Origin of the sequence: Micromonospora sp. NBC_01739, from assembly GCF_035920385.1 — a bacterium.
Classification (GTDB): domain Bacteria; phylum Actinomycetota; class Actinomycetes; order Mycobacteriales; family Micromonosporaceae; genus Micromonospora.
Genome location: NZ_CP109151.1, coordinates 3,635,796 through 3,659,098 on the forward strand (window position 1 = coordinate 3,635,796; position 23,303 = coordinate 3,659,098).

Sequence of the window (23,303 nt, forward strand, 5' to 3'; positions counted from 1 at the left end):
GTGGAGTCCCCCGCCGAGCACGACGTCACACCCTAACCAGAACGCGCCCGGTGATCGAGTGGCCCTCCCCTTTCATTCAATGAAAGACGTGGTCCCGATCACCGTTGTCCCCCGGCATGATCCGGCTGGCGGGACGAGGAGGAGGGATCCCCATGGCGTTCGCACGCAACCAGTGGTACGTGGCGGCCTACGGCAGCGAGGTAGGGCGCGACCTGCTGGCCCGTACGGTGCTCGGTGAGCCGCTGGTGCTGTACCGCACCGAGGCCGGGGAGGCGGTGGCGCTGGCCGACCGGTGTGTGCACCGGCGCTACCCGTTGTCGGAGAGCCGGCTCGACGGCGACACCATCGTCTGCGGCTACCACGGCTTCACCTACGACCAGACCGGCTCCTGTGTCTTCGTGCCGGGGCAGCAGCGGATTCCGCGTACCGCCCGGGTCGCCGCGTATCCGGTGGTGGAGCAGGACTCCTTCATCTGGGTGTTCATCGGTGACCGGGAGCGGGCCGATCCCACCACGATTCCCCGGGCCCCCTGGCTGGTCGACCCCCGGTACGCGGTGGTCCGTGGGATGGCCCCGCTGAACGCCCGGTACGGCCTGCTGGTGGACAACCTGCTGGACCTGTCCCACGAGACCTATCTGCACGGTGGCTACATCGGCACCCCGGAGGTGGCGAACACCCCGATCACCACCGAGGTGGACGACGAGCGCGGCATCGTCTACGTCAGTCGGCACATGGACGACGCGGAGTGCCCGCCCTTCTACGCCCGCTCTACCGGCATCCAGGGCCGGATCACCCGCTGGCAGGACATCGAGTACCACCCGCCCTGCCTCTACCTGCTGCACAGCCGGATCGCCCCGCAGGGGGTGTACCCGCCGGCGCAGGGCGAGGACAGCGAGGCCTTCCACGCCGAGATCGTGTACGCCATCACCCCCTCGACGGAGAACACCACCTACGACTTCTGGGCGGTGGCCCGGGACTTCGCGATCGACGACGAGTCCGTCAGCGAGTACCTGCACCAGAGCAACCACACCGTGGTCATGCAGGACGTCACCGCCCTCAACATCCTGGAGCAGGTGATCGCCGCCGAACCGGAGAAGTACCAGGAGCTGAGCATCAACATCGACACCGGCGGCCTGGCGGCCCGGCGGCTGCTGGCCCGCCTGGTCGACGCGGGGAGGGTGGAGGCGACCCGGTGAGCGGCCCGGCCGGCATGCTGACCGGCGACCGGGTCTACCGGATCCACTGGATGCCGGGCACGGACATCCTGCGCGGGGTCTGCCACTGCGGTGCCGAGCGGGTGGCCGAGGAGCCGGTGGAGCTGTGGGAGTGGCTGCTCGCCCACCCGCAGGGCCACCAGGCGGTGACGCCTCCGCCCGAGGTGCCTACCCGGATGGCGGTGCCGGCATGACCGAGATGTATCTGATGGTCACCGCCCGGGAGCAGGTGGCCGACGAGGTCGTGGCGATCACCCTGGCCCGCCCGGACGGCGGCCCGGTGCCGCAGTGGACCCCCGGGGCTCACCTCGATCTGCTGCTCGGCCCGGACCTGGTCCGCCAGTACTCCCTCTGCGGTGATCCGGCGGACCGGTCCGGGCTACGGATCGCGGTGCAGCGGGAGCTTCAGGGGCGGGGCGGGTCCCTGCTCGTGCACGACCGGCTGACTCCCGGGGCCACGGTCGCGGTGCGCGGCCCCCGGAACAACTTTCCGCTGGTGGCGGCGGGACGGTACCTCTTCATCGCCGGGGGCATCGGCATCACCCCGATCGGCCCGATGGTCGCCGCCGCCGACGCCGCCGGTGCCGACTGGCAACTGGTGTACGGGGGACGCAGCCGCGCCACCATGGCCTTCGCCGACTCCCTACGGGAGAAGTACGGCGACCGGGTACGCCTGTGTCCGCAGGACGAGACCGGCCTGCTGGACCTGCCCGGGCTGCTGGGTCCTCCGGAGGCCGGGCTGGTCTACTGCTGCGGGCCGGAGACGCTGATCAAGGCGGTGGAGGAGCACTGTTCCGGCTGGCCGCCGGGCAGTCTGCACGTCGAGCGGTTCACCCCGGCCACCTCCGCCGGGAAGGTCGGGGAGGTCGACACCGCCGTGGAGGTCGAGCTGACCCTCTCCGGCCGGACCCTCACCGTGCCGGCGGGGGTGCCGATCCTGCAGGCTGTGGAGGAGGCCGGGGTGCAGGTGCTCTCCTCCTGCCGGGAGGGCACCTGCGGCACCTGCGAGACGCCCGTGCTGGCCGGAGTGCCGGATCACCGGGACAGCCTGCTCACCGAGCAGGAGCGGGCGGCCGGGGACACCATGATGATCTGTGTGTCCCGGGCCCGTACCCCCCGGCTGGTCCTGGAGCTGTGACCGGCGCAGGCGCGATGATGGCGGGATGCAGGCGCAGCCCGGCCGGTCGGTCACCAGCAAGGTGCTGGCGCTGCTGGACGCCTTCACCCCGGCCGCTCCGGCGCTGACCCTCACCGAGTTGGCCCGCCGCGCCGGGTTGCCGTTGCCCACCGCCCACCGTCGGGCTGCGGAGTTGGTCGCCTGGGGGGCGCTGGAGCGGGGTGAGGACGGGCGGTACCGGATCGGTCTGCGGCTGTGGGAGGTGGGCTCGCTGGCCCCCCGGGGTCTGGGGCTGCGGGAGCTGGCCCTACCGATCATGGAAGACCTCTACGAGGTGACCCACGAGAACGTCCAACTGGCCGTCCGGCAGGGGCTGGAACTCGTCTTCATCGAGCGGATCGCCGGGCGGCACGCGGTGCCCGTACTCACCCGGGTCGGGGGTCGGTTCGCGCTGCACGCCACCGGGGTCGGGCTGGTCCTGCTCGCCTACGCCCCGAACGAGGTCCAGGAGCAGGTGCTGGCCGCACCCCTGGAGCGCTACACCGAGCTGACCATCACCGACCCCCGGCGGCTGCGCCGCTGCCTGGCCGAGGTGCGCCGGGTCGGGTACGCGGTCAGCGACCGGCAGGTCACCATGGACGCCCTCTCGGTCGCCGCACCGATCCGTACCCCCGAGCAGGTGGTGGCCGCGATCTCCCTGGTGGTCGCCCACGACCGGGCGGACTCCCTGGCCCTGGCGCCGCTGGTGCAGGCCGCCGGGCGGACCCTGTCCCGGGCCCTGGGCGCCTCGTACCGGCAGCCCTCGGGCCGGGTGCCGTCACCACCCCGCCCGGAGACCCAGTAACTTAACTGGATGTCCGAGCTCCATCACGCGCTGGAGACACCGTCGGAGAGCGCGGCGGCGATCGGACGGGCCCGCGCCCAACGGCTGCTGGTCACGCTGTTCGGGGACTACTGGCACGCCGGGCACGCCCCCCTGCCCTCCGGCGGGCTGGTCGCCGTGCTGGCCGAATTCGACATCGCACCCGCCAACGCCCGGGCGACCCTGAGCCGGTTGACCCAGCGGGGGGTGCTGGAGCGGACCAAGGAGGGCCGCCGCACCAGCTACCGGCTGACCGAGTCGGCCTGGCACCTGCTCCAGCGGGGGGCCCGACGGATCTTCGCCAGCACGGACGGGAGCACCTGGGACGGCCGGTGGACCCTGATCGCCTTCACCCTGCCGCTGGACGACGCCAACCTGCGCCGGCTGCTGCGGGCCCGGCTGCGCTGGTTGACCTTCTCGCCGTTGTACGACGCCACCTGGGTCACCCCGCACGACCGCTTCGACGAGGTACGGGAGCAGTTGAGCGAACTGGGCATCAGTGACGCCGTGGTGCTGCGCGCCACCGACCTGGATCTGCTGCCCAGTGGCCGGGCCCGGCTGGAGGCCGCCTGGCGGATCGACGAGCTGGCCGCCGGGTACCAGTCCTTTCTGGAGCGACACCGGGAGCTGGCCTGGAAGGCCACCGCGGGCAGTGTGGCACCGGCGCAGGCGCTGGTGCGGCGGACCGAGATGGTCAACGACTGGCGGGCCCTGGTGGGTGAGGATCCCGACCTGCCGGCCACCTTCCTGCCGGCCTCCTTCCCCCGGGCCCAGGCGCGGACCCTGTTCCTGGACATCTCCCAGGCCCTGGCCCGGCCGGCGCAACAGCGTTTCGAGCAGATCCTGCGGGCCGCGGAGGCCGGGAAGTAGCGTCTGAAGTAGATAGATTGCAGATTCGTTGACGCACGATCAGATTTCGCATTAGGTTCCCCGTGCACATGTGACCAGGAGGTCCAGCCGCCCGTTCCCGGCTGAAAGGGGCCCTGCCATGCACCTACGTCGACCCTGGGGAAAACCGCACCGATCCTGGAAAGTCGCCCTGACGGCGTTCGCCACCACCACACTGGTCGGCAGCTCAGCGGTGCCGGCCCTGGCCGCCCCGCCGCCCGGTGCGGGTATCGACCGTTCCTTCGAGGTGGCGGTCGTCTCGACCCGCGCCGACCTGGTCAGCGGCGGTGACGCCCTGGTCCGCATCGAGGTGCCCCGCAACGTTCCGCCGCACCAGGTGCGGGTGCACCTGGACGGCCGCAACCTGAGCAGCCAGTTCCGCCCGGTCGGCGACGGTCGTACCCTGCTCGGCCTGGTCGATGAGCTGCCGCTGGGTGAGAACACCCTCCAGATCCGCGCCAACGGCAACGGCAACGGCCGTCCCACGGCCGAGCTGACCCTGGTCAACCACCCCGCGCAGGGCCCGGTCCTCTCCGGCCCGCACATCCCACTGGTCTGCACCGCCTCCGGCAGCCCCTGGAACCTGGGGCCGGTCGACGAGAACTGCCATGTGGCCGCCCCCCGGGTGACGTACCAGTACCGCACCACCGCCGGCAGCTTCGCCGCCCTGCCCGACGGTCCGCTGCCCGGCAACCTGGCCACGACCACCACCATCGAGGGCCGGACGGTCCCGTACATCGTGCGGGTAGAGCGGGGCACCATCAACCGGGCGGTCTACGAGATCGCCCTGCTGCACGAGCCGGGCACCCCGGTGCCGGACCCCTGGACGGGCACGGAGGGTTGGAACGAGCGGCTGGTCTACACCTTCGGTGGGGCCTGTGGCATCGGCTACACCCAGGCCACCAGCACCGGCGGGGTGATGGACCACGGCCTGCTCAGCCGGGGCTACGCGGTGGCCAGCTCGACCTTCAACGTGTTCGCCAACAACTGCAATGACGTGACCTCGGCCGAGACCGCCCTGATGGTCAAGGAACACTTCATCGAGACGTACGGGGTGCCCGCCTTCACCATGGGCTGGGGCGGTTCGGCCGGCACCATGCAGCAGTTGCTGATCTCCAACGCGTACCCCGGCATCATCGACGGGGTGATCGGCCAGATCGGCTACCCGGACGAGCGGTCCACGACCGTCAGCGGCCACGAGTGCCGCTTCATCTCCCAGGCCGCCTCCGCCGCCGGGCTGTCCACCGCCCAGCACACCGCGGTGACCGGCTTCGCCAGCCCGAACACCTGCTTCGGCTACCAGTTCTTCGACGGGGTCGACTGGCCCGCCAACTGCCCGGGCCACGTCCCGGCCGCGCAGCGGTACCACCCGGTCACCAACCCGACCGGCCTGCGGTGCGCGATGGCCGACTTCATCTCCAACGTGTACGGCGTCGACCCGGCCACCGGCTTCGGCAGGCCGATCATCCCGGACACGGTGGGTGTGCAGTACGGCCTGCAGACCCTGGAGTCCGGCACGATCACCCCGGAGCAGTTCGTCCGGCTCAACGAGGGCATCGGCGGCCTGGACGTGCAGGGCAACCGCACCCCCCAGCGCACCTCGGCGGACGTGGACGCGATCAAGGTGGCCTACGAGACCGGCCGGATCAACCAGTTCGACGGCGGACTGCGCTGGACCCCGATCATCGAGACCCGGGGCTACACCGACCCCTCCGGCGACTTCCACGACCGGTTCCGGTCCTGGACCATGCGGGAGCGGATCGTCGCGGCCAACGGCAACGCCGACAACCACATCAGCATCACCGCCGCCCCGGGGACCGCCGCCAACACCGCCTCGACCCTGGCGCTGGAGCAGATGGAGGCCTGGCTGACCGCCCGCACGGCGCTGGCGGCGGCCCGGCCGGAGTTGGACGAGGTGGCCCTGACCCGGCTGTCCCGGCCGGCGGGCCTGGCCGACGGCTGCATCGCAGCCGACGGTGACCGGATAGTGGAGGCCCTGACCCTGGATCCGGCCGCCCAGTGCAACCAGTTGTTCCCCTTCCACCGCAATCCCCGGGTGGTCGCCGGCGGTCCGACCACTTCCGCCGTACTCAAGTGCCAGCTGGCGCCGCTGGACCGGGCCGCCTACGGGGTGAGCTTCACCGATGAGCAGTGGCAGCGCCTGCAGGCGGTCTTCCCCGGCGGGGTCTGCGACTGGTCCAGGCCCGGGGTCGGGCAGGTGCCGCTGGCGGACACCTGGATCCGCTGGTCTGCCGAGCCTGCGGTGCGACCGGTGCTGCCGGTGACGACCACGGTGCAGGCCCGGTGCATCGCCGGTCGGGGATACCTGGTGGTGCAGGTCCGCAACCACCACGACGCGCCGGTGGACATCACCCTGGAGAGCGCGTACGGCCAGCGGTCCTTCGCCGGGGTGGCGGCCGGGGGCAACGCCTTCCAGCAGTTCGCCACGCGGGTGACGGCGGTGCCGACCGGGTCGGCGACGGTCCGGGTTACCGGCTCGCTCGACGGCCAGGCGGTGACCACCGCCCAGATCCGGGGCTACCCGGCCGTCGACTGCGCCGGACCGTAGTCGCAGCTCGGATGACCGGGGCCGGGCGGTGCCAGCAGGGCACCGCCCGGTTCGCGGCATCAGTCGGGGAAGGCCAGCAGCCGCAGCAGTTGGGCCAGCCGCTCATGGTCCTGCGGGGTCACGGCCGACAGCAGGCCCAGCTCCACCGCCCGGGCGGATTCCTGGGCCCGGGCGAACAGGGCCCGACCGGCCTCGGTGGCGACGAGGACGTTGGCCCGGCGGTCGGCGGGATCGGTCTGGCGCTCGACGAGCTGCCGCTTCTCCAGCCCGTCGACCAACGCCACCACCTGACTCGGATCCAGCCGCAGAAATTCGGCCAGCTCCCGCTGGGTGGGACGGACGTCGTCGGCGGCGAGGGCGAGCACCGAGTAGGAGCGGGCCTTGAGCCCGTGTTCGGCCAGGGCAGCGTTGGCCGCCGCGAGGGTCAGGGCGTTGGCGCGGGCCAGCAGAAAGCTCAGGTCCCCGGCGAGCACGCTGTCCCGCAGCCGGTCGCGTCCGGTCGGCCGGGTCCTTCCGATAGGGGACATGACGACGATGGTAGCAAGCTTCACAAATAATTGACTTTTTCAATGGTTTGTGCTCACATCGGATGGACGCAAAGGAGCAGCACCCATGTCACTGGACGGCAAAGTCGCGATCGTCACCGGATCCGGTCGGGGTCTCGGCCTCGCCTACGCCAAGGAGCTGGCCCGCCGGGGGGCATCCGTCGTGGTCAACGACGTCGACGCCACGGTCACGGCCGAGGCGGTCGCGGCGATCCAGGCGTCCGGCGGGCGGGCCGTCGCGGTGACCGCCCCGGTCGGCCCCACCGAGACCGCTCAGGAACTGGTCAGCACCGCGGTCGCACAGTTCGGGCGGCTGGACATCCTGGTCACCAACGCGGGGATCCTGCGCGACACCGTGCTGTGGAAGATGAGCGACGAGGACTTCGACACGGTGATCAACGTGCACCTGCGCGGCACCTTCACCACCGTGCGGGAGGCCGTGCGGCACATGCGGCAGGCCGGCGAGGGTGGCCGGATCATCTGCATCGGCTCGCCCACCGGGCAGCGGGGCACCTTCGGCCAGACCAACTACGCCGCCGCCAAGGCCGGCATCGTGGGCATGGTCCGCACCTGGGCCCTGGAACTCAAGCGGGCCGGCATCACCGCCAACACGGTCGTACCGGTGGCGGCGACCGCGATGACCGCGACCGTGCCCTACTTCGCCGCGGCGGTGCAGGCCGAGGCGAACGGTGAGCCGATGCCGGCCTTCTTCCGGCACGACCTGGGCTTCGGCACGGCCGACGACGTGGCCGGTCTGATCGCCTTCCTCGGCTCCGACGCGGCCGCCTCGGTGACCGGCCAGGTGATCGGCGTCGGTGGTGACCGGCTCCAGATCTGGACCCACCCGGAGGCGGCGCTCTCCGCCTACTGCGAGGGCGGCTGGACCTACGAGGCCCTGGTGCAGTCCTGGCCCACCGAGTTCGCCCCGGCCATGCAGAGCGTCGGCGAACGCTTCCCCGAACTCCCCGAGGAGTTCAAGCCCGCGGCCTCCTGACCCACCCGAGGAAGGTTTGCGCTGATGTACCAGCCCGCGATCGACCTGGCCGCCGTCACGGCGATCGACATGCATGTCCACATCGAGGTCGACGACCACGGTCACGCCTCGCTGCCGGAGCCACTCGTGGCCGCGGTGTCGAAGTACTTCCGGACCGACGGGCCCCGGCCCGCCGTCGAGGCGGTGGCGCAGTACTACCGGGAACGGAACATGGCCGCGGTCGTGTTCACGGTCGACGCCCGGACCCAGCTGAAGCACCCGCCGCTGTCCAGCGCCGACATCGCCCGGGCCGCGGCGGAGCACCCCGACGTGCTGATCCCCTTCGGCTCGGTGGACCCGCGCACCGGCGAGGCCGCCCTGGAACTGGCCACCCGGCTGATCGAGGACGAAGGGGTACGCGGCTTCAAGTTCCACCCCACCGTGCAGGGCTTCGACCCCAGCCAGGAGCAGTACGCCCCGCTGTGGGCGCTGATTGAGCGGGCCGGGGTGCCGGCGATCTTCCACACCGGACAGACCGGGATCGGTGCGGGCACCCCGGGGGGCTACGGCCTGCGGCTGGGGTTGTCCAACCCGATGCTGCTCGACCCGATCGCCGCCGACTTCCCCGACCTTCAGATCATCATGGCCCACCCCTCGGTGCCGTGGCAGGACGAGGCCCTGTCGGTGGCCACCCACAAACACAACACCTGGATCGACCTGTCCGGCTGGAGTCCCAGGTACTTCCCGGCCGAGTTGGTGCGCTACGCCAACTCGATGCTCAAGCACCGGGTGCTGTTCGGCACCGACTATCCACTGATCACCCCCGATCGCTGGCTGCGCGACGTGGCGGCCACCGACCTCAAACCCGAGGTGCTCCCGGGCATCCTCAAGGACAACGCGGCCCGACTGCTACGCCTAGCCCGGTGACGACGAGAGGAACCGCCATGACCACCACCATCGCGTACGAGCAGCTGCCCGACCTGGCCGGCACCGACCTCGGTCACACCGAGTACCGCACGGTCACCCAGGACCAGGTGAACCTGTTCGCCGACGCCACCGACGACCACCAGTGGATCCATGTCGACCCGGAGCGGGCCAAGGCCGGGCCCTTCGGCGCGCCGATCGCCCACGGCTTCCTCACCCTCTCCCTCGCCGTTCCCTTCTGGACCGAGCTGCTGGAGGTCAAGGGGGTGACCACAAAGGTGAACTACGGCCTGGACAAGGTGCGCTTCCCGGCCCCGGTCCCGGTCGGCGCCCGGGTCCGGATGCGGGCCACCATCGCCGAGGTCACCGAGGTCCGGGGCGGCTACCAGATCGCGGTCGACCAGACCATCGAGGTCGAGGGGGGCAGCAAGCCCGCCGTCGTCGCCCGAGGGTTGTACCGCTTCTACGCCTGAGCACCCGCTGTCGGCACACCACCTCCACCACCAGGAGACTGCTGATGCACCAGCACGGAATCGGCGCCTGGATGTCCAAGCGCCGACTCAAGTCCCCCGACAAGGTAGCCCTGGTCCACGGCGAGGGGGCCACGGTGACGTACGCCCAGTTCGCCGACGCCGCCGACCGGATCTCCGCGGTGCTGCGCCGGCTGGGGGTCGGCAAGGGCGACACCGTGGCGTACCTGGGTGAGAACAGTCCCGAGTTCCTCCAGGTGATGTTCGGCGCGGCGCAACTGGGTGCGGTCTTCGTCCCGGTCAACACCCGCCTGGCGCCGCCGGAGATCGCCCATGTGCTCACCGACTGCGGTGCCCGGGTGCTGATCCACGACCCCGAGTTCGCCCCCCGGGTGGCCGCGGCCGGCACGGCCGAGCAGACGCCGCACATCGTGGTCACCGGTGAGGGCGAGGCGCAGCGCCCGGGGCTCGCGGCACTGGTCCGCGACACCGCCCCCGACCCCGCCGGCCCGGTCGCCACCGGGCCGGAGGACCCGGCGGCGATCATCTACACCTCCGGCACCACCGGCCGCGCCAAGGGGGCCGTGCTGACCCACGGCAACCTGACCTGGGTGGCGCTCAACTGCGTGGTCGACTACGACGTCGTCTCTACCGACGTGGCGCTGATGATCTCCCCGCTGTTCCATGTCGCCTCGCTGGGCATGGGTGCCCTCCCGGTCATCCTCAAGGGCGCCACCATGGTGCTGGAGAAGGGCTTCGAGCCGGGACGCGCCCTGGCGCAGATCGAGCGGCACGGGGTGACCATGCTCAGCGGGGTGCCCACCACCTATCAACTGATGGCCGACCACCCCCACTGGGCATCGACCGACCTGTCCACCCTGGCGAAGCTGACCTGTGGGGGTTCGGCGGTGCCGCCGCGCATCCTCAACGCGTACGAGGCCCGGGGGTTGTCCTTCTCCCAGGGTTACGGCATGACCGAGGCCTCACCGGGGGCCACCTCGCTGCCCCCGGACATGACCCGCGCCAAGCAGGGCAGCGTAGGGCTGCCGCACTTCTTCACCCAGGTCCGGATCACGGACGTGACCGGGCAGCCGGCACCCACCGGCAGCGTCGGGGAGATCCAGATCGCCGGGCCGAACGTCTTCCCGGGCTACCACGGGCTGCCCGAGGCGACCTCGGACGCCTTCACCCCGGACGGCTGGTTCCGCTCCGGCGACCTCGGCTACCTGGATGCCGAGGGCTACCTGTACATCTCCGGCCGACTGAAGGACATGATCATCTCCGGTGGGGAGAACATCTACCCCGCCGAGATCGAGCAGTTGCTCGGCGAGTTGGAGGGGGTCACCGCGGCGGCCGTCATCGGGGTACCGGACGAGCGGTGGGGCGAGGTGCCCTGGGCGATCGTGACCGTACGGGAGGGGGCGGCCGTGGATGTGGAGGCCGTACGGGCGCATCTGGACGGCAGGCTGGCCCGCTACAAGCTGCCGAAGAACGTGGTCATCGTGGACGACCTGCCCCGGACCGCGTCGGGGAAGGTGCGGAAGGCGGAGCTGCGCGCCCGCTTCGGCGCCTGACCGGGGTCTCGATGAGGTCGGCGAACTCGGCGGCGGAGGCCTCGGCCAACTTCTCGTGCATCCGGCGATAGGTCTCCGCCGACCGGGTGGCCGGCCACTGGGCGTCCATGAACTCGGCCGGCAGCCGGGGATCGGCCCGCAGCAACGCCAGCCAGTCCGCCACCAGCATGGTCCGTACGGTCAGGGCGCTCGGCGCCAGATCCACCGCGGCCGGATCCTCCCACATCTCGATGAAGGCCAGGTGCTCACGGCGGATCGCCTCGATGTCCCAGGCGGCGCGCACGCTCTCCCCGATCGGGAAGCCCGCCAGCTCCCGGGCGTGGAAGGCGATCACGGTGTGCGGTGGCAGATCCTGCCGCAACGGCTCCAACGACCCGGCCAGGTCGACCTCACCGGGGGCCAGCCACAGCCCGTCGCGCAGCGGCGCGAAGCCCTCCCAGGTCAGGGTCGAGCGCAGCCGGTGCCGCAGCATCCGCTGCCCCTCCGGGATGGAGAAGGTGACCAGGGTCCACCCGTGGCCCTGCGGGTCGAAGGGCCTAGGGCCCCGGACCCGGTCGGTGGCCTCACGCAGCACCGCCGCCCCGTGCTCGGTCAGCGAGAACAGGGTCTCCCGGCCGTTTCTGGTCCGGGCCAGGATGCCGCTGCCCACCAGGCGGTCGAGGGTGGCGCGGGTGGCCGGCGCGGCTACACCGGCCGGCTCCAGCACACTGATCAGAGCACTGGCCCGGATCGGCCCGGTGGCGGCGTCGACCACGTGCTCGCCGAAGAAGGCGAGCAGCAGTTGCTTCGGCTGACGACTGCGCACAGCCCTCCCTTTCGGCGTATCCCTCGTCGCGGCAGCGGCGGTCACCGCACCGCTTGTGGGGCGACGACCTGCCCGCGCTTGGCCCGCTGGATCTGGTCGTAGACGTGGGTCCGCAGTTCCGTGAACCGGGGCAGGGCGCGGGTGGTGATCTGATCACGCACAGGCGGCAGATCGATCGCGAGATCCTCTTGTACCCAGGTCGGCGACTTGGACAATACTAGTACCCGTTCTCCCAGGTAAACCGACTCGTCGATGTCGTGGGTGACGAACAGGATGGACATGTTGCGGCTGGTGTGCAGCTCCCGCACCAGGTCCTCCAGGTCCGCCCGGGTCTGGGCGTCGACCGCGGCGAAGGGCTCGTCCATGATCATGACCTCGGGCTGGTACGCGATGGCCCGGGCGATCGCCACCCGCTGCTGCATCCCCCCGGACAACTGCCAGGGGTGGCTGCGGGCGGCATGATCCAGGCCCACCACGGTCAGGGCGTCCGTGACCAGTTTGTTCCGCTCGGCGCGGCTGAGCTTCTTGTGCCGCAAGGGCAGTTCGACATTGCCCCGTACGGTCAGCCAGGGGTAGAGACTGCGGCCGTACTCCTGGAACACCACCGCCATGGCCGGGCTGGGTCCGGTGACCGGGGCGCCCTCCATCTCCACCAACCCGCTGGTCGGGCGCAGCAGACCGGCCAGGCACTTCAGCAGGGTGGTCTTGCCGCAGCCGGAGGGCCCGACGATGCAGACCAGTTCACCGGCCGCCATCGTGAAGCTGATGTCCCCGATCGCCTCGACGTTGCCGGTGGCCGATTCGTAGACCTTGCGCAGATGCTCCACCCGCAGCAGGGTGCTCCGGTCAGACACGGTTGACCTCCCTGATTCCGTGGTACCAGCGCAGCACGCGCCGCTCGACGATTCCGAAGACGACGGCGAGGAAGACGCCGACGAGACCGAGCAGGAGGATTCCGCTCCACATCTCGGCGATGAGGTAGTTGCGCTGGAAGTAGGAGATGCGGTAGCCGAGGCCGGCGGAGGAGGCGAACATCTCCGAGATCACCATCAGGATGAGGGCCACCGACAGGCCCTGCCGGACCCCGGCCATGATGCGCGGGCTGGCCGCCGGCAGCACCAGGAACCACAGCCGCTCCCACCAGGTGATCTGGAAGGAGTCCGCAGTCTCGGTCATCACGCTGTCGGTGGACCGGACCCCCTCGATGGTGTTCAACAGGATGGGCCAGATCGCCCCGGAGACGATCACGACCACCTTCATGGTGTCCGTGATGCCGAGCAGCAGCATCACCACCGGGATCAGCACCGGCGGCGGGATGGCCCGGAAGAACTCCAGCAGGGGTTCGAGCAGCTCACGCAGCCACTGGACCAGACCGATGATGGTGCCGGCGGCGATGCCGATCAGCACCGAGGCGGTGATGCCGAGACCCAGGCGGTACAGGCTGGGCAGCACGTCCTCGATGAAGGCGGAACCGACCCAGGTCTCCACGAAGGCGTCGTAGATGGTCAGCGGGCCGGGGAAGAACCGGTTGGTCGACCGGGTGGCCACCAGGCCCCAGATCACCAGCAGCAGCATCGGCAACCCCAGGGAGTACCCGAAGCCGGCCGCGATCCGGGTGCCGACACCCCGTCTGCGTACGACTGCGGGTCTGGTCGCCGGCTCGCCGACGACGACCGGGGTCTGGTCGGATTGCTTGATCACCGGGCCTGTTCCCCTCGGATGGACTGGTGCCAGAACAGGGTGCGCCGCTCGACGAACCGGAAGACCAGGTTGACCGCCAACCCCAGCAGACCGGTGACCACCACGAAGGCGTACAGGCCGACGGAGTCCCCGGCGGAGCGGGACAACTCGATCAGGGTGCCCAGGCCGGGGTTGCCGATCACCATCTCCGCGGTGATGGCCAGGATCAGGGCGACCGCCGCCGCCAGCCGCACCCCGGTCATCAGGTACGGCAGGGCGGTCGGCAGTACCAGGCGGGTCAACTGCTCGCGACGGGTCAAACCGAAGCTGCGGGCGGTGTCCCGGGCCACCGCGTCGACATCGGCCACCCCGTAGATCACCTGCACGAACACCTGCCAGAAGGAGGCGTAGATGATGATGACCAGGGCGGCTTCCATCTGGATGCCGAACATCAGCACGGCCAGCGGAATCAGCGCCACCGAAGGGATCGGCCGCAGGAACTCGACCACCGTGTGGGTGGCCCGGCGCAGGAAGGACACCAGGCCGACGATCGTGCCGAGGACCACGGCGGCGACCGTGGCCACCGTCAGACCGATCGCCCAGGACTTCATGGTGGCGCCCAACCGGCGCCAGAAGGCCAGGTCGACGGACTCCTCGGCCAACCGGGCGAACACGTCCGTCACGTACGGCAGGTACTGCGGATTGATCAGACCCAGGGTCGGGACCAACTGCCAGACGACGAGGAATCCGGCCAGGCCGACGAGGCCCAGCAGCGCCTTGCGCAGCCCGCGCAGGCGTCGGGTGGAGGGGACGGCCATGTCACTCCCGGAATCGGGGACGCCCGGTCAGGCCCTCCCCGGCCTCGGGTGCCGGGGAGGGCCTGGCGGCGACAGCTACTTCTGCTGGATGAGCCGGTCGAGGTTCGGCTGCTTGTCGAGCACCTTGTACTTCTGGGCCAGCTCGGCCAGGGTCTGGAGGCTGGTGCGGTCCAGGTCCCAGCCGAACTCCGGCAGCTTCACCGAATCCGCCACGGGCTCCGGCAGCTGGAGGTTGTCCTTGATGGCCTGCCGGACGGCCGCCTCGTTGGCGGGGTCCTGGGCCCACTGGAGGGTCTCCTTCATCGCCGCCGCGAAGTCGTCGACCAGCTTGGCGTCGGACTCCGTACGCTCCTTGGTGGTGATCGTGGTCAGGGTGGTCAGACCCGGCACGACGGCCTGGTAGGGCGCCACGATGAAGGTGTCCCCCCGGCTGCGCAGCTGGGTGACGAAGGGCTCCGGCACCCAGGCGGCGTCGATGTTGCCGGCCTCCAGTTGCGCCGGGGCGTCCGGGAAGGCCACCTCGACGAACTTGATGGTGGAGGGGTCACCGCCGTCCTTCTCGACCGCCGCCATGATCGTCACGTCGCCGGCGGCACCCAGGCTGTTCACCGCCACCCGGCGGCCCGCCAGCTCGGCCGGGCGGGTGATGCCGGACTTGGCCGAGGCCACCACGGCGTTGATGTCGTCGCCCTCGGCGTACGAGGAGGCGTAGTTGCCGATCACGACGACCCCGAGGTCCTGGAGGTCGGCGCGGAAGGGGCCGAAGGGCTGGCCGATCGCGAAGTCGATGTCGCCGTTGAGCAGCGCCGGAATGGCCTGCGCGCCACCCTGGGCGGGCAGCACCTCCACATTGAGGCCGCGCTTGGCGAAGATGCCCGCCTTGATGCCGCCCCACAGCGCGGCGGTCTCGGTGATGGGCAGCGCCGCGACCCGGACCTGGCGCAGGTCGCCGTCGGTGGAGTCGGACGGGGAGGAGGCATCGGAATCAGTACATCCGGTGAGGGCGATCGCGGTGGCGGCGATCAGCCCGAGGGCGATGACCTTCTTCATGGACGGGGCCCTTCCTGGGCGGGGGTGGTGGGGTGCGTCAGAAATCGGCGGATGCCACGGAGTTGCCGGTGACCTTCCACTGTGGGAGAGGTCACTTCGCTGTGTTGGCCATGGTCAGTCACCCAGCACCGGAAGTCAAGAAATTCTGACGCCCGTCATGAATAAGTTGAACAAAGACGACCCGGCCCGGGGCTGGCCCGGACCGGGTCGTTGCTGGCCGCGCCCGCCGGTCGTCACCACCAGGTCACCGCGCCGAGATCACCACTGCGCTGGGTTCTCCGGATCCGGCTGGAGAAACTCCAGCCGGTTGCCGAGATTGTCGTACGCGTACAGACGACGGTGTCCGGGGAAGTTGTCGTCCCAGGTCACCTCGACCCCGTGCGCCTCCAGCCGGGCGGCCAAGGCGTCCAGGTCACCCACCACGATGCCCGGGTGGGCCTTACGGGCCGGCTGGAAGTCCTGCTCCACCCCGAGGTGGATCTCCAACCGATCGCCCCGTACCCACAGGCCACCACGGGCGGCGAGCACCGGCGGCTTCTGCACCTCGACCAGGCCCAGTACGCCGCAGTAGAACCCCCGGCAGGCGTCCTCGCTGCCGGGGGCGATGGCTAACTGGACGTGGTGCAGACCGAAACCCAGGCCGGAGTCGTGCTCGGGGCCATAGCCGAAGCGCGAAGTCATGCTGTCCACTCCTGATCGTGAGGCCGAGCCAAGGGCCGCTGGGGTCAGGCCCGCAGGTCGTGCAGGGCCTTTCGCTCCTGTTCGGTCAGTGGACCACGGGCCTCGGCGGCCAGGCACTCGGCCAGCTCGATGCGGTTCTTCACGCCGAGCACCACGGTCGCCACCCCGGGGACGCTCAGGGCGTACCGGTGGGCCAGGGAGGCCGGGGACTCACCGAACTCCGCCGCCAGGGCCCGGAACCGCTGCGCCCGGGCGAAGTCGAGGGCGACCGGGGAGTCGTCGTCCACCGGCCGGTCGATGCCCTCGGTGAGGGCCCCGGCCGCCACGGCCCGGATCCCGATCACGGAGACCCCGGTGTCGACTGCGGCCTGCCGGATCTCGTCGTTGCAGGGCTCGGCCGAGGAGCCGAGCAGCCACATGTCGCCGCTGAGGTCCAGGGCGTTCACCACCGCCTGGACCGCGTCCGGGCGGGGCTGCCGCTGCATGGCCTCGATGACGGTCTGGGGGTGACCCACCCCGGTCAGCCCCCAGGCCCGGATCCTGCCCTCTTCCCGCAGTCGTTCGAAGGTCGGGACCACCTGATCCAGGTACAGATCCCAGCCCAGGGTCCGGGGGGTGGGGCCGGCCCAGCCGTGCGGATGCAGTTGAGAGTGGAGCAGGAACAGGTCCAGGTGCTCGCGACCGATGCGGTCCAGGGTCGCGTGCAGGCTGCGGATCATCTTCTCCGGCAGATCGCCCCCGTCCTGCTCGGGTAGCTCGATCTTGCTGGTGACCAGGACGTCGGAGGCCGGCATGGCGCGCAGGGCGGCGCCGGCCACCTGCTCGGACGCGTAGCCGTCACCGTAGGTCGGCGCCAGGTCGAGCATGGTGATCCCACCCTCGATGGCGGCCTGCACGGTCGCCACCGCCTCGGCGTGATCGGTCTGCCCCCAGACCCCGCCGATCCCGCCCCCACCCAGGGTCAGCGCGCTGACGCTGCCGAGACGACCGAAATCCCTGCTCTGCATGCCTACCTCCGCGACAGATTCCCGCCCGGCGTCCGGACGGGACGATGGTCTACATCAATGCGCTGGCCCGTGCACCCTGAGCCCGGAACAGGGTCGCATACCGGTCCAGACAGCCCTGGACGCTGAACTCCTCGATGGCCCGCTTCGCGCCCTCGCGCCGGGTGTCGGCGTCCCAGCCGAGCACGTCCAGCAGCGCCGCACGCAACTCGACCGGGTCGCGTGGCTGGACGATCCGGCCCATCCCGGTCGCCAGCACCGGGTACCGCCCGCCGGGCAGGTCGGTGGTGACCGAGGGGATGCCGCACATCATCGCCTCAGCCTGGGCGATGCCGAAGGACTCCGCTACGGAGGGCAGGGCGAAGGCGTCGATCGAGGCGTAGAAGTCATTGATCTGCTGACCGCGCAGCAGCCCCAGGATCCGGATCCGGGGATCCCGTTGGGCGGCGGCCCGGATCCGGTCGATCACACTGCCGCCGGCGACCGTCAGGTAGTCCCCACCGAGCAGCAGCCGCGCCTGCGGGTCGGTGATCTCGGCGAAGGCGGCGACCAGGTAGTCCAGGCCCTTGTCCGGCACGATCCGGCCGAGGAAGCCGATGTGCGGGCCCTCGGTCTCCCGGAAGTTCGGCCGGCCGCCCCGGCGGTCCAGGCAGGGGGCGGGGATCGCCGAGCGTTGGCTGGCCCGCAGGATCGACCAGAGTTCGGAGTACTGGGCCTGGTCGTCGCTGTTGACCACGACGGCGTTCGAACGGCGCAGGGTGATCCGCGACGACACCCGCACGGCCGCCATCGCCGCCCGGGTCACCAGGGTGGGCGGCAACCACAGATCGATGTGGTACGTGCTGACCACCGGCACCCCCAGGGGCAGGGCGGTGATCAGCGCCCCCTCCAGCATCGGCAGGTGCAGGTTGACCACCTGCGAGCGGCGGGCGATCCGGCGCACCAGAGGCGCGAAGCCGGGACTGACCGGGCCTCGGCTGATGGAGGCGACCACCGGGCTGCGGTAGACGTCCACGCCGTTGCGGCTCTCCCGCAGTGGCAGGGACGGGTCGTGCCGGACGGCGACCACGGCCACCCGCCAGCCCCGCTCGGCCAGACCTTCGGCGAGCACCCTGGCCACCTCGGTCAACCCGCTGACGTAGGGCGAGTAGTAGTTGACCGCGACACAGAGGTCGTATTCAGGGGAGTCTTTGCTGCTCACGGGCTTCTCCAGGATGTCGTTCGGTTACCAGGGGTGCCAGAAGCTGGTCAGCATCGCCTGCGCCAGCACCGCGGCCCACAGACCGACGTTGACCACCATCGCGCGGTCCCGGAAGAGGTCCTCGACCGGGTCCCCGCCGGAACCGCCCATGGCGATCATCTGTAGGTAACGATGCACCGCGAAGGCCGCGAACGGGAAGGTCAGCCCGGCGGTGACCGGCCCGTACGGCGGGGTCTGGGCCCAGATGAAGGCCACATAGCCGACCAGGGCCGCCACCAGGTTCACCAGCACGACCTGGTCCAGGAAGGGCACCGAGTACGACCGCAGCGCCGGACGATGGTCGCCCGCCTCGCCACCGGCGGCCGACAGGGCGGCGAGTTCGTGGCGCCGCTTGCCGAGGGAGAGCGCCAGGCAGGCGCAGTAGACCCCGATCAGCAGAGCCGGTTGGACGGCGATGCCGACCGCGATCGTGCCGGCCAGCACCCGCAGCACGAAGCCCACGGAGACCACGGACACGTCGACCAGGGGCTGGTGCTTGAGCGCCAGGCAGTACCACAGGTTGATGGCCAGGTAGCCGGCGACGATGACCCCGACCAGGATCGGGAGCAGCATCAACAGGGCAGCGGTGCCGGCCAGCAGGAGGAACAGCAGGGTCAGCGCGGCGCTGGTGCTCACCAGTCCACTGGCCAGGGGACGGTTGCGTTTGACCGGATGCAGGCGGTCCCGCTCCCGGTCACGCAGATCGTTGAAGATGTAGACGGCCGAGGAGGCGGCCAGGAAGGCCAGCAGGGTGCCGAGCAGCGGCATCACCTGGGTCACCGCGGCTTCCGGGGACGCCACCAGCGGCGCCATCAGCACCAGCACGCCCTTGAGCCACTGGCGGGGGCGCAGCAGGGCGAACATCCCGCCGAGGCGGGCCAGGGGTCTGAGCGCCTGCACCGCGGCCACCGGGTCGACGGTGACCACGGGCACCTCCGGTGACGCGGCGCTCGGGGCTTCCAGGGCGTGCTTCATGGCGGACCTCTCCTTGCTCCGGGGAGTGTCAGAACAGCGCCTTCGCCAGGCTCAGGGCGCCCTGCTTCCAGGGGTCGCGGTGGGTACGTCCGGCGCTGCGCCGCGTTCCGGCGGCGTTGGCCCGCCACCAGTGGTACGTCTTCAGCAGGGCCTGCTCGTTGCTGAACTTCGGATCGAATCCGAGCTGCTGGGTGGCCCGGTCGATCGAGACGTACGAGTCCCGGGTCAGCTTGTGCACCAGTCGCTTGTAGACCGGGGACAGCCCGGTGGCGGCCAGGACCCGCAGCACGGCGACGGCGGGCCCCACCGGCATGGCCAGCACCCGCTTGCCGTGGTCGGCGGCGTCGAGCACCGCCTGGAAGTCCTCCCGCAGGGTGCGGAACTCCCGGGCGCCGATGTTGAAGGTGTCGTTGGCGACGTCGTCGGGGGCCTCGCAGATCAACTGGATGGCCGTGCAGAGATCCTCGACGTCGAGCATCTGGGTGGCGACGTCGCCGCCGCCGATCAGCGGAAAGTGCCGGCCTTCGTCGGCCCACTCGAAGAGCATGGCGAACAGGCCGAGACGCTCCTCGCCGAGGAAGGTCTTGGGCCGCACGATCGGGGCGCAGAGCCCTCGTTCACGTTGCCGCAGCACGGCGGTCTCGGCACCGAGCTTGGCCGCCGAGTACGGGTCGACCGGCTCGCAGGGGTAGTCCTCCGGGGTGGGGCAGTCCCTGGGCAGTCCGTAGACCGCGGTGGAGGAGATGTGCACGAAGCGGTCCACCCCGGCCCGGCGGGCCGCCTCCAGGGCCGCCTCGGTGCCGTCCACGTCGACCGAGCGGATGTCCGCCGACCGGTGGCTGGGCAGGGCCGCCGCGGAGTGGATGACCACGTCGGCGGAGCGGAAGGCGCGGGTCAGCGCGTCCACGTCACGGACGTCGGCCCGGATGAAGGCGGCCTTGCCCTCGACCCTCGGCGCCAGCGGCCGGATGTCCACCCCGGTCCAGGTCACTCCCGGCCAGGGTCTGGCCAACAACGCGGTGCCCAACATGCCGGCGGCTCCGGTCACCACTGCGTGCACTTCCGCCTCCCGTGTCGAAAAATGCCGTTTTCTTGACGACGATGTGACGTCTCAACGACGACCAGGTTTCAAACATTCGCGCTATCAAGTAATTCACCGGTGAGTCATACGCGGCGAGCCGCGCCGACCAATCGGGACCGGCCACCGGATACCGTGCAATTCGCACATCGGGCCAGGCCCGACACCACACCCGGTCGGCACCGATAAGCTGGGCGTACGCCATCCGCGCTCCTTCCAGGTCGACAGAATCCGGTATTGGCACTCGTGACGCTAGCGACCGACGATTGCCCCCTCCTTGGTGTGCGGAACAAGCTTCCAGCAAGGTCTACGTCGATACCTTTTCCGAGGCCGGTACCGCTCTCGGCAGGAACCGGGGTGACGTAAAGGAGTTGCCATGACGGAAGCGGCGGCAAGCACGACCGCGACAATGGACGAAAAGGAACCAGCGCCGTCGCCGGAACCCCGTACCCGTTCCCGTGGGCGTCGGTGGGGGCTACGTCTCGCCGCCGTGGCCTGCTTCGGCTGGCTGGTCGTCGTCGCGCTGCACCACCTGCTCAGCGCCCGGACCTACGTGTGGGGTCCGATCGACCTCCTGCCGCCGATCGTCTGGGCGGCGGTCCCGGTGGTGCTGCTGCCGGTGGCCTGGCTGGCCCGCTCGATGCGCTGGAAGCTGGTCGGGGCGGCGCTGCTGGCCCTGGTCCTGGGGGTCGGCTACAGCGGGATCAACTTCGCGACGATCTTCCACACCCCGCCGCCGGCACCGGCCGACGCCATCAAGGTGGTCACCTGGAACACCGAGTACTGGGACCAGGACCGGCGCAACGGCGGTGAGCAGCGCACCACCACGGAGCAGTTCTACAGCTTCCTGCGGGACATGGACGCCGACGTCTACATGCTGCACGAGTACGCCCATGTCGACGACTCCCTGGTGGACATCTTCGCCCAGGCGTACGAGATCGATCAGGCGGCGGAGCTGGCGGCCGCCTTCCCCGGGTACACGATCGTCCGCGAGGGTCGCAACATGACGATCACCCGGTTGCCGGTGGTCGGGCACGCCTGGCTGGACTCGACGCCGTACCTGCCGGACGACCTGAAGCCGGTGCCGTCGGCCCTGATCGACCGGCCGCTGTTCTACACCTCGCAGGGGCTGCGCACCGACATCGAGGTCAACGGTCAGGTCGTCTCCTTCTACAACGCGCACATCTTCCAGCCGCCGGTGCGGATCCTGCTGCTGCGCAGCGACGAGGACCGGAACATGTTCGAGATCGACCGGTTCAACTTCGAGATCCGCCAGGCCAGCTACCAAGCCATCGCGGCCGATCTGGAGAACAACCCGAACCGGGCGGTGATGGCCGGCGACCTGAACACCTCGCCCTCGATGAACCTGCTCGACATGGTCTCCGACCGGCTGGTCGACCAGACCAAGGTGCTCACCTCGCTCTACCCGGTCACCTGGCCGGTGGGCGACAAGCCGCGGCTGTGGCGCATCGACTGGCTGTTCACCACCCCGGACATCACCGTGCACCGTTACGAGTTGACCATGCCCCGGGGGTTGTCCGACCACAAGGCGCAACAGTTTGTCATCTCTGCCCCCAAATAGAGATGATCGTCACATTGACGCCGAGCAGGCGAAGACACCAATTCCGGACGTTTTAGCGCCCACCAGGTGATCTACGACTGTCAACGGCTGTTGGTTGTGTACTAGGGTGATCGACGGGTCTTCTCAGCGACGAGAGATTACCGATGAGTAGGCGCGTCGCCCACCTCCCAGCGCAGTCGAAATCCTGCCCGAGGAGCATCAATGAATTCCGGAAATACGCCACTGGTGTCGGTGGTAATACCCTGCCACAACAGCGCCAAGACCATAGCTCTGAGTGTGCTCTCGGCATTGCACCAGACCCACCCGTCGGTCGAGGTCATTGTCGTTGACGACGCAAGCACCGACAACACCCGGGATATTGTCGGAAAACTCGATTGCACCCTGATCGCGCTGACCGAGAATGTGGGCGCGGGTCCGGCTCGCAACCGTGGCATAGCGGCGAGCCGGGGCGACATCCTGTTCTTCCTCGACTCCGACGTCGCCCTGGCCCCCGAGGCGGTCGCCAACGCCGTGAAGATCTTCCAGGAGAACCCCTCCTACGGCGCGGTGTGGGGCGTCTACGGCGACCGTCCCCTGGTCGACGACGGGGTGGTGGAGTGGGTGCAGGTGTTGTACGGCCACTACCGGGCCACCCGCAAGCTGGGGGCGGCCCGCACCGGCCACTTCGCCAGCGGGGCCATCCCCCGCTGGGTCATCGATGAGATCGGGGCCTTCGACGAGCGCCTGCTGGGCCAGTACGCCAACGAGGACCACGAGTTCAGCCTCCGCATCGCCGAGCATTACCCGGTCATCCGTACCTTGTCCGTGATCGGTTACCACGACGACGACGACCAGCTCTCCTCGATTCTGCGCAAGCTCTACCGGCGAGCCGGCTCGCTGGTCCCCCTCGTGCTCAAGCAACGCGAGCTCAAGCCCGAGCGGGAAGCAACCCACCGGCCCGCCGAGGTCGCAGCCGCCTCTCTGGCCACCGCCAGCCTCCCCCTGGTGTTGGTCTCTCCCTACCTGGCGGCCGTACCTCTCGCTTTTCTGGCCTGGTTCATCAGCGTCGACCTGCCGCTCTTCAACTACGTGCGGCGCACTGCGGGCTGGCGGATGGTTCCGCCCAGCGCGTTTCTCAGCTTTCTGTACAGTCTCGCGATTTCCGCGGGTGCGTTGAGCGGTGGCCTGCGCTACGTGCTCGACGCGCGCTTTCGACAGAGGTACCGGACACCGGCCGAAGTCCATTAGGGACTGCGGTCGGGTTCGGCGTGATCA

23 protein-coding genes are annotated in these 23,303 nt (G+C 70.0%); 12 read left to right on the forward strand and 11 right to left on the reverse strand.

Annotated elements, in window-relative coordinates; all coding sequences use genetic code 11:
- Positions 1–152 precede the first annotated feature (152 nt).
- From OIE53_RS16235 to OIE53_RS16260, 6 genes are all read left to right on the forward strand, one after another.
- Positions 153–1,196 carry an aromatic ring-hydroxylating dioxygenase subunit alpha gene (locus OIE53_RS16235; RefSeq protein ID WP_327022386.1) on the forward strand — a complete coding sequence of 348 codons (1,044 nt, stop codon included), beginning with the start codon at positions 153–155 and terminating at the stop codon, positions 1,194–1,196.
- Positions 1,193–1,408: a hypothetical protein gene (locus tag OIE53_RS16240; protein WP_327022387.1), complete on the forward strand. Its 216-nt coding sequence runs from the start codon at positions 1,193–1,195 to the stop codon at positions 1,406–1,408. Before OIE53_RS16235 ends, OIE53_RS16240 begins: the two co-directional genes overlap by 4 nt.
- Entirely contained in the window at positions 1,405–2,352 is a 948-nt protein-coding gene (locus OIE53_RS16245; RefSeq protein WP_327022388.1) for a PDR/VanB family oxidoreductase, read from the forward strand. Before OIE53_RS16240 ends, OIE53_RS16245 begins: the two co-directional genes overlap by 4 nt.
- A gap of 25 nt (positions 2,353–2,377) precedes the next feature.
- Positions 2,378–3,175 (forward strand): IclR family transcriptional regulator, encoded by a 798-nt coding sequence (locus OIE53_RS16250; RefSeq protein WP_327022389.1) that lies wholly within the window; start codon positions 2,378–2,380, stop codon positions 3,173–3,175.
- 9 nt (positions 3,176–3,184) lie between these two features.
- Positions 3,185–4,063, forward strand: coding sequence for a PaaX family transcriptional regulator (locus tag OIE53_RS16255; RefSeq protein ID WP_327022390.1), 879 nt, complete (start codon positions 3,185–3,187; stop codon positions 4,061–4,063).
- Positions 4,064–4,181: 118 nt separating this feature from the next.
- Positions 4,182–6,650 carry a DUF6351 family protein gene (locus OIE53_RS16260; RefSeq protein WP_327022391.1) on the forward strand — a complete coding sequence of 823 codons (2,469 nt, stop codon included), beginning with the start codon at positions 4,182–4,184 and terminating at the stop codon, positions 6,648–6,650.
- A gap of 59 nt (positions 6,651–6,709) precedes the next feature.
- Here the strand turns inward: OIE53_RS16260 and OIE53_RS16265 are convergent, their stop codons facing one another.
- A complete protein-coding gene (locus tag OIE53_RS16265; protein WP_327022392.1) occupies positions 6,710–7,177 on the reverse strand; it encodes a MarR family winged helix-turn-helix transcriptional regulator in 468 nt (155 codons plus the stop codon).
- Positions 7,178–7,262: 85 nt separating this feature from the next.
- On the opposite strand from OIE53_RS16265, the gene OIE53_RS16270 reads away from it, so the two are divergent.
- The 4 genes from OIE53_RS16270 to OIE53_RS16285 are packed head-to-tail and all read left to right on the forward strand — an operon-like array spanning position 7,263 to position 11,136.
- Positions 7,263–8,189: an SDR family oxidoreductase gene (locus OIE53_RS16270; protein ID WP_327022393.1), complete on the forward strand. Its 927-nt coding sequence runs from the start codon at positions 7,263–7,265 to the stop codon at positions 8,187–8,189.
- 24 nt (positions 8,190–8,213) lie between these two features.
- Positions 8,214–9,095 carry an amidohydrolase family protein gene (locus OIE53_RS16275; RefSeq protein WP_327022394.1) on the forward strand — a complete coding sequence of 294 codons (882 nt, stop codon included), beginning with the start codon at positions 8,214–8,216 and terminating at the stop codon, positions 9,093–9,095.
- A 17-nt stretch (positions 9,096–9,112) separates the two neighbouring features.
- Complete coding sequence (locus OIE53_RS16280) at positions 9,113–9,565, forward strand: MaoC family dehydratase (RefSeq protein ID WP_327022395.1); 453 nt, start codon at positions 9,113–9,115, stop codon at positions 9,563–9,565.
- 44 nt (positions 9,566–9,609) lie between these two features.
- A complete protein-coding gene (locus OIE53_RS16285) occupies positions 9,610–11,136 on the forward strand; it encodes an acyl-CoA synthetase (RefSeq protein WP_327022396.1) in 1,527 nt (508 codons plus the stop codon).
- Here OIE53_RS16285 and OIE53_RS16290 read toward each other — a convergent pair.
- From OIE53_RS16290 to OIE53_RS16335, 10 genes are all read right to left on the reverse strand, one after another.
- Positions 11,060–11,941, reverse strand: a complete 882-nt coding sequence (locus tag OIE53_RS16290; RefSeq protein WP_327022397.1) for a PaaX family transcriptional regulator — start codon at positions 11,939–11,941, stop codon at positions 11,060–11,062. The two genes, OIE53_RS16285 and OIE53_RS16290, sit on opposite strands and share 77 nt — an antisense overlap.
- A gap of 41 nt (positions 11,942–11,982) precedes the next feature.
- A complete protein-coding gene (locus tag OIE53_RS16295; protein ID WP_327022398.1) occupies positions 11,983–12,795 on the reverse strand; it encodes an ABC transporter ATP-binding protein in 813 nt (270 codons plus the stop codon).
- Positions 12,788–13,642, reverse strand: coding sequence for an ABC transporter permease (locus OIE53_RS16300; RefSeq protein WP_327022399.1), 855 nt, complete (start codon positions 13,640–13,642; stop codon positions 12,788–12,790). The genes OIE53_RS16295 and OIE53_RS16300 overlap by 8 nt, the downstream gene beginning before the upstream one ends.
- Positions 13,639–14,439: an ABC transporter permease gene (locus tag OIE53_RS16305; RefSeq protein ID WP_327022400.1), complete on the reverse strand. Its 801-nt coding sequence runs from the start codon at positions 14,437–14,439 to the stop codon at positions 13,639–13,641. The genes OIE53_RS16300 and OIE53_RS16305 overlap by 4 nt, the downstream gene beginning before the upstream one ends.
- A gap of 75 nt (positions 14,440–14,514) precedes the next feature.
- Complete coding sequence (locus tag OIE53_RS16310) at positions 14,515–15,489, reverse strand: ABC transporter substrate-binding protein (RefSeq protein ID WP_327022401.1); 975 nt, start codon at positions 15,487–15,489, stop codon at positions 14,515–14,517.
- 258 nt (positions 15,490–15,747) lie between these two features.
- Positions 15,748–16,170 carry a VOC family protein gene (locus OIE53_RS16315; protein ID WP_327022402.1) on the reverse strand — a complete coding sequence of 141 codons (423 nt, stop codon included), beginning with the start codon at positions 16,168–16,170 and terminating at the stop codon, positions 15,748–15,750.
- 44 nt (positions 16,171–16,214) lie between these two features.
- The gene (locus tag OIE53_RS16320; RefSeq protein ID WP_327022403.1) at positions 16,215–17,177 is read right to left on the reverse strand and encodes an aldo/keto reductase; all 963 of its coding nucleotides are present in this window, start codon (positions 17,175–17,177) and stop codon (positions 16,215–16,217) included.
- 49 nt (positions 17,178–17,226) lie between these two features.
- The gene (locus tag OIE53_RS16325; RefSeq protein ID WP_327022404.1) at positions 17,227–18,375 is read right to left on the reverse strand and encodes a glycosyltransferase family 4 protein; all 1,149 of its coding nucleotides are present in this window, start codon (positions 18,373–18,375) and stop codon (positions 17,227–17,229) included.
- A 24-nt stretch (positions 18,376–18,399) separates the two neighbouring features.
- Positions 18,400–19,389 carry a UbiA prenyltransferase family protein gene (locus OIE53_RS16330; protein ID WP_327022405.1) on the reverse strand — a complete coding sequence of 330 codons (990 nt, stop codon included), beginning with the start codon at positions 19,387–19,389 and terminating at the stop codon, positions 18,400–18,402.
- 28 nt (positions 19,390–19,417) lie between these two features.
- The gene (locus OIE53_RS16335; RefSeq protein WP_327022406.1) at positions 19,418–20,449 is read right to left on the reverse strand and encodes an NAD-dependent epimerase/dehydratase family protein; all 1,032 of its coding nucleotides are present in this window, start codon (positions 20,447–20,449) and stop codon (positions 19,418–19,420) included.
- A gap of 394 nt (positions 20,450–20,843) precedes the next feature.
- Between OIE53_RS16335 and OIE53_RS16340 the strand changes: the two genes are divergently transcribed.
- Positions 20,844–22,049, forward strand: coding sequence for an endonuclease/exonuclease/phosphatase family protein (locus tag OIE53_RS16340; RefSeq protein WP_327022407.1), 1,206 nt, complete (start codon positions 20,844–20,846; stop codon positions 22,047–22,049).
- A gap of 201 nt (positions 22,050–22,250) precedes the next feature.
- On the forward strand, positions 22,251–23,276 hold the full coding sequence (locus OIE53_RS16345) for a glycosyltransferase family 2 protein (RefSeq protein ID WP_327022408.1): 1,026 nt from the start codon (positions 22,251–22,253) through the stop codon (positions 23,274–23,276).
- Positions 23,277–23,303 lie beyond the last annotated feature (27 nt).

Coding starts and splice junctions, on each gene's coding strand:
- OIE53_RS16265 (WP_327022392.1), bottom strand. CDS start 7,177: ATGTCCCCTATCGGAAGGACCCGGCCGACCGGACGCGACCGGCTGCGG.
- OIE53_RS16305 (WP_327022400.1), bottom strand. CDS start 14,439: ATGGCCGTCCCCTCCACCCGACGCCTGCGCGGGCTGCGCAAGGCGCTG.
- OIE53_RS16320 (WP_327022403.1), bottom strand. CDS start 17,177: ATGCAGAGCAGGGATTTCGGTCGTCTCGGCAGCGTCAGCGCGCTGACC.
- OIE53_RS16345 (WP_327022408.1), top strand. CDS start 22,251: ATGAATTCCGGAAATACGCCACTGGTGTCGGTGGTAATACCCTGCCAC.
- OIE53_RS16315 (WP_327022402.1), bottom strand. CDS start 16,170: ATGACTTCGCGCTTCGGCTATGGCCCCGAGCACGACTCCGGCCTGGGT.
- OIE53_RS16280 (WP_327022395.1), top strand. CDS start 9,113: ATGACCACCACCATCGCGTACGAGCAGCTGCCCGACCTGGCCGGCACC.
- OIE53_RS16260 (WP_327022391.1), top strand. CDS start 4,182: ATGCACCTACGTCGACCCTGGGGAAAACCGCACCGATCCTGGAAAGTC.
- OIE53_RS16235 (WP_327022386.1), top strand. CDS start 153: ATGGCGTTCGCACGCAACCAGTGGTACGTGGCGGCCTACGGCAGCGAG.
- OIE53_RS16245 (WP_327022388.1), top strand. CDS start 1,405: ATGACCGAGATGTATCTGATGGTCACCGCCCGGGAGCAGGTGGCCGAC.
- OIE53_RS16330 (WP_327022405.1), bottom strand. CDS start 19,389: ATGAAGCACGCCCTGGAAGCCCCGAGCGCCGCGTCACCGGAGGTGCCC.
- OIE53_RS16250 (WP_327022389.1), top strand. CDS start 2,378: ATGCAGGCGCAGCCCGGCCGGTCGGTCACCAGCAAGGTGCTGGCGCTG.
- OIE53_RS16270 (WP_327022393.1), top strand. CDS start 7,263: ATGTCACTGGACGGCAAAGTCGCGATCGTCACCGGATCCGGTCGGGGT.
- OIE53_RS16275 (WP_327022394.1), top strand. CDS start 8,214: ATGTACCAGCCCGCGATCGACCTGGCCGCCGTCACGGCGATCGACATG.
- OIE53_RS16285 (WP_327022396.1), top strand. CDS start 9,610: ATGCACCAGCACGGAATCGGCGCCTGGATGTCCAAGCGCCGACTCAAG.
- OIE53_RS16310 (WP_327022401.1), bottom strand. CDS start 15,489: ATGAAGAAGGTCATCGCCCTCGGGCTGATCGCCGCCACCGCGATCGCC.
- OIE53_RS16255 (WP_327022390.1), top strand. CDS start 3,185: ATGTCCGAGCTCCATCACGCGCTGGAGACACCGTCGGAGAGCGCGGCG.
- OIE53_RS16340 (WP_327022407.1), top strand. CDS start 20,844: ATGACGGAAGCGGCGGCAAGCACGACCGCGACAATGGACGAAAAGGAA.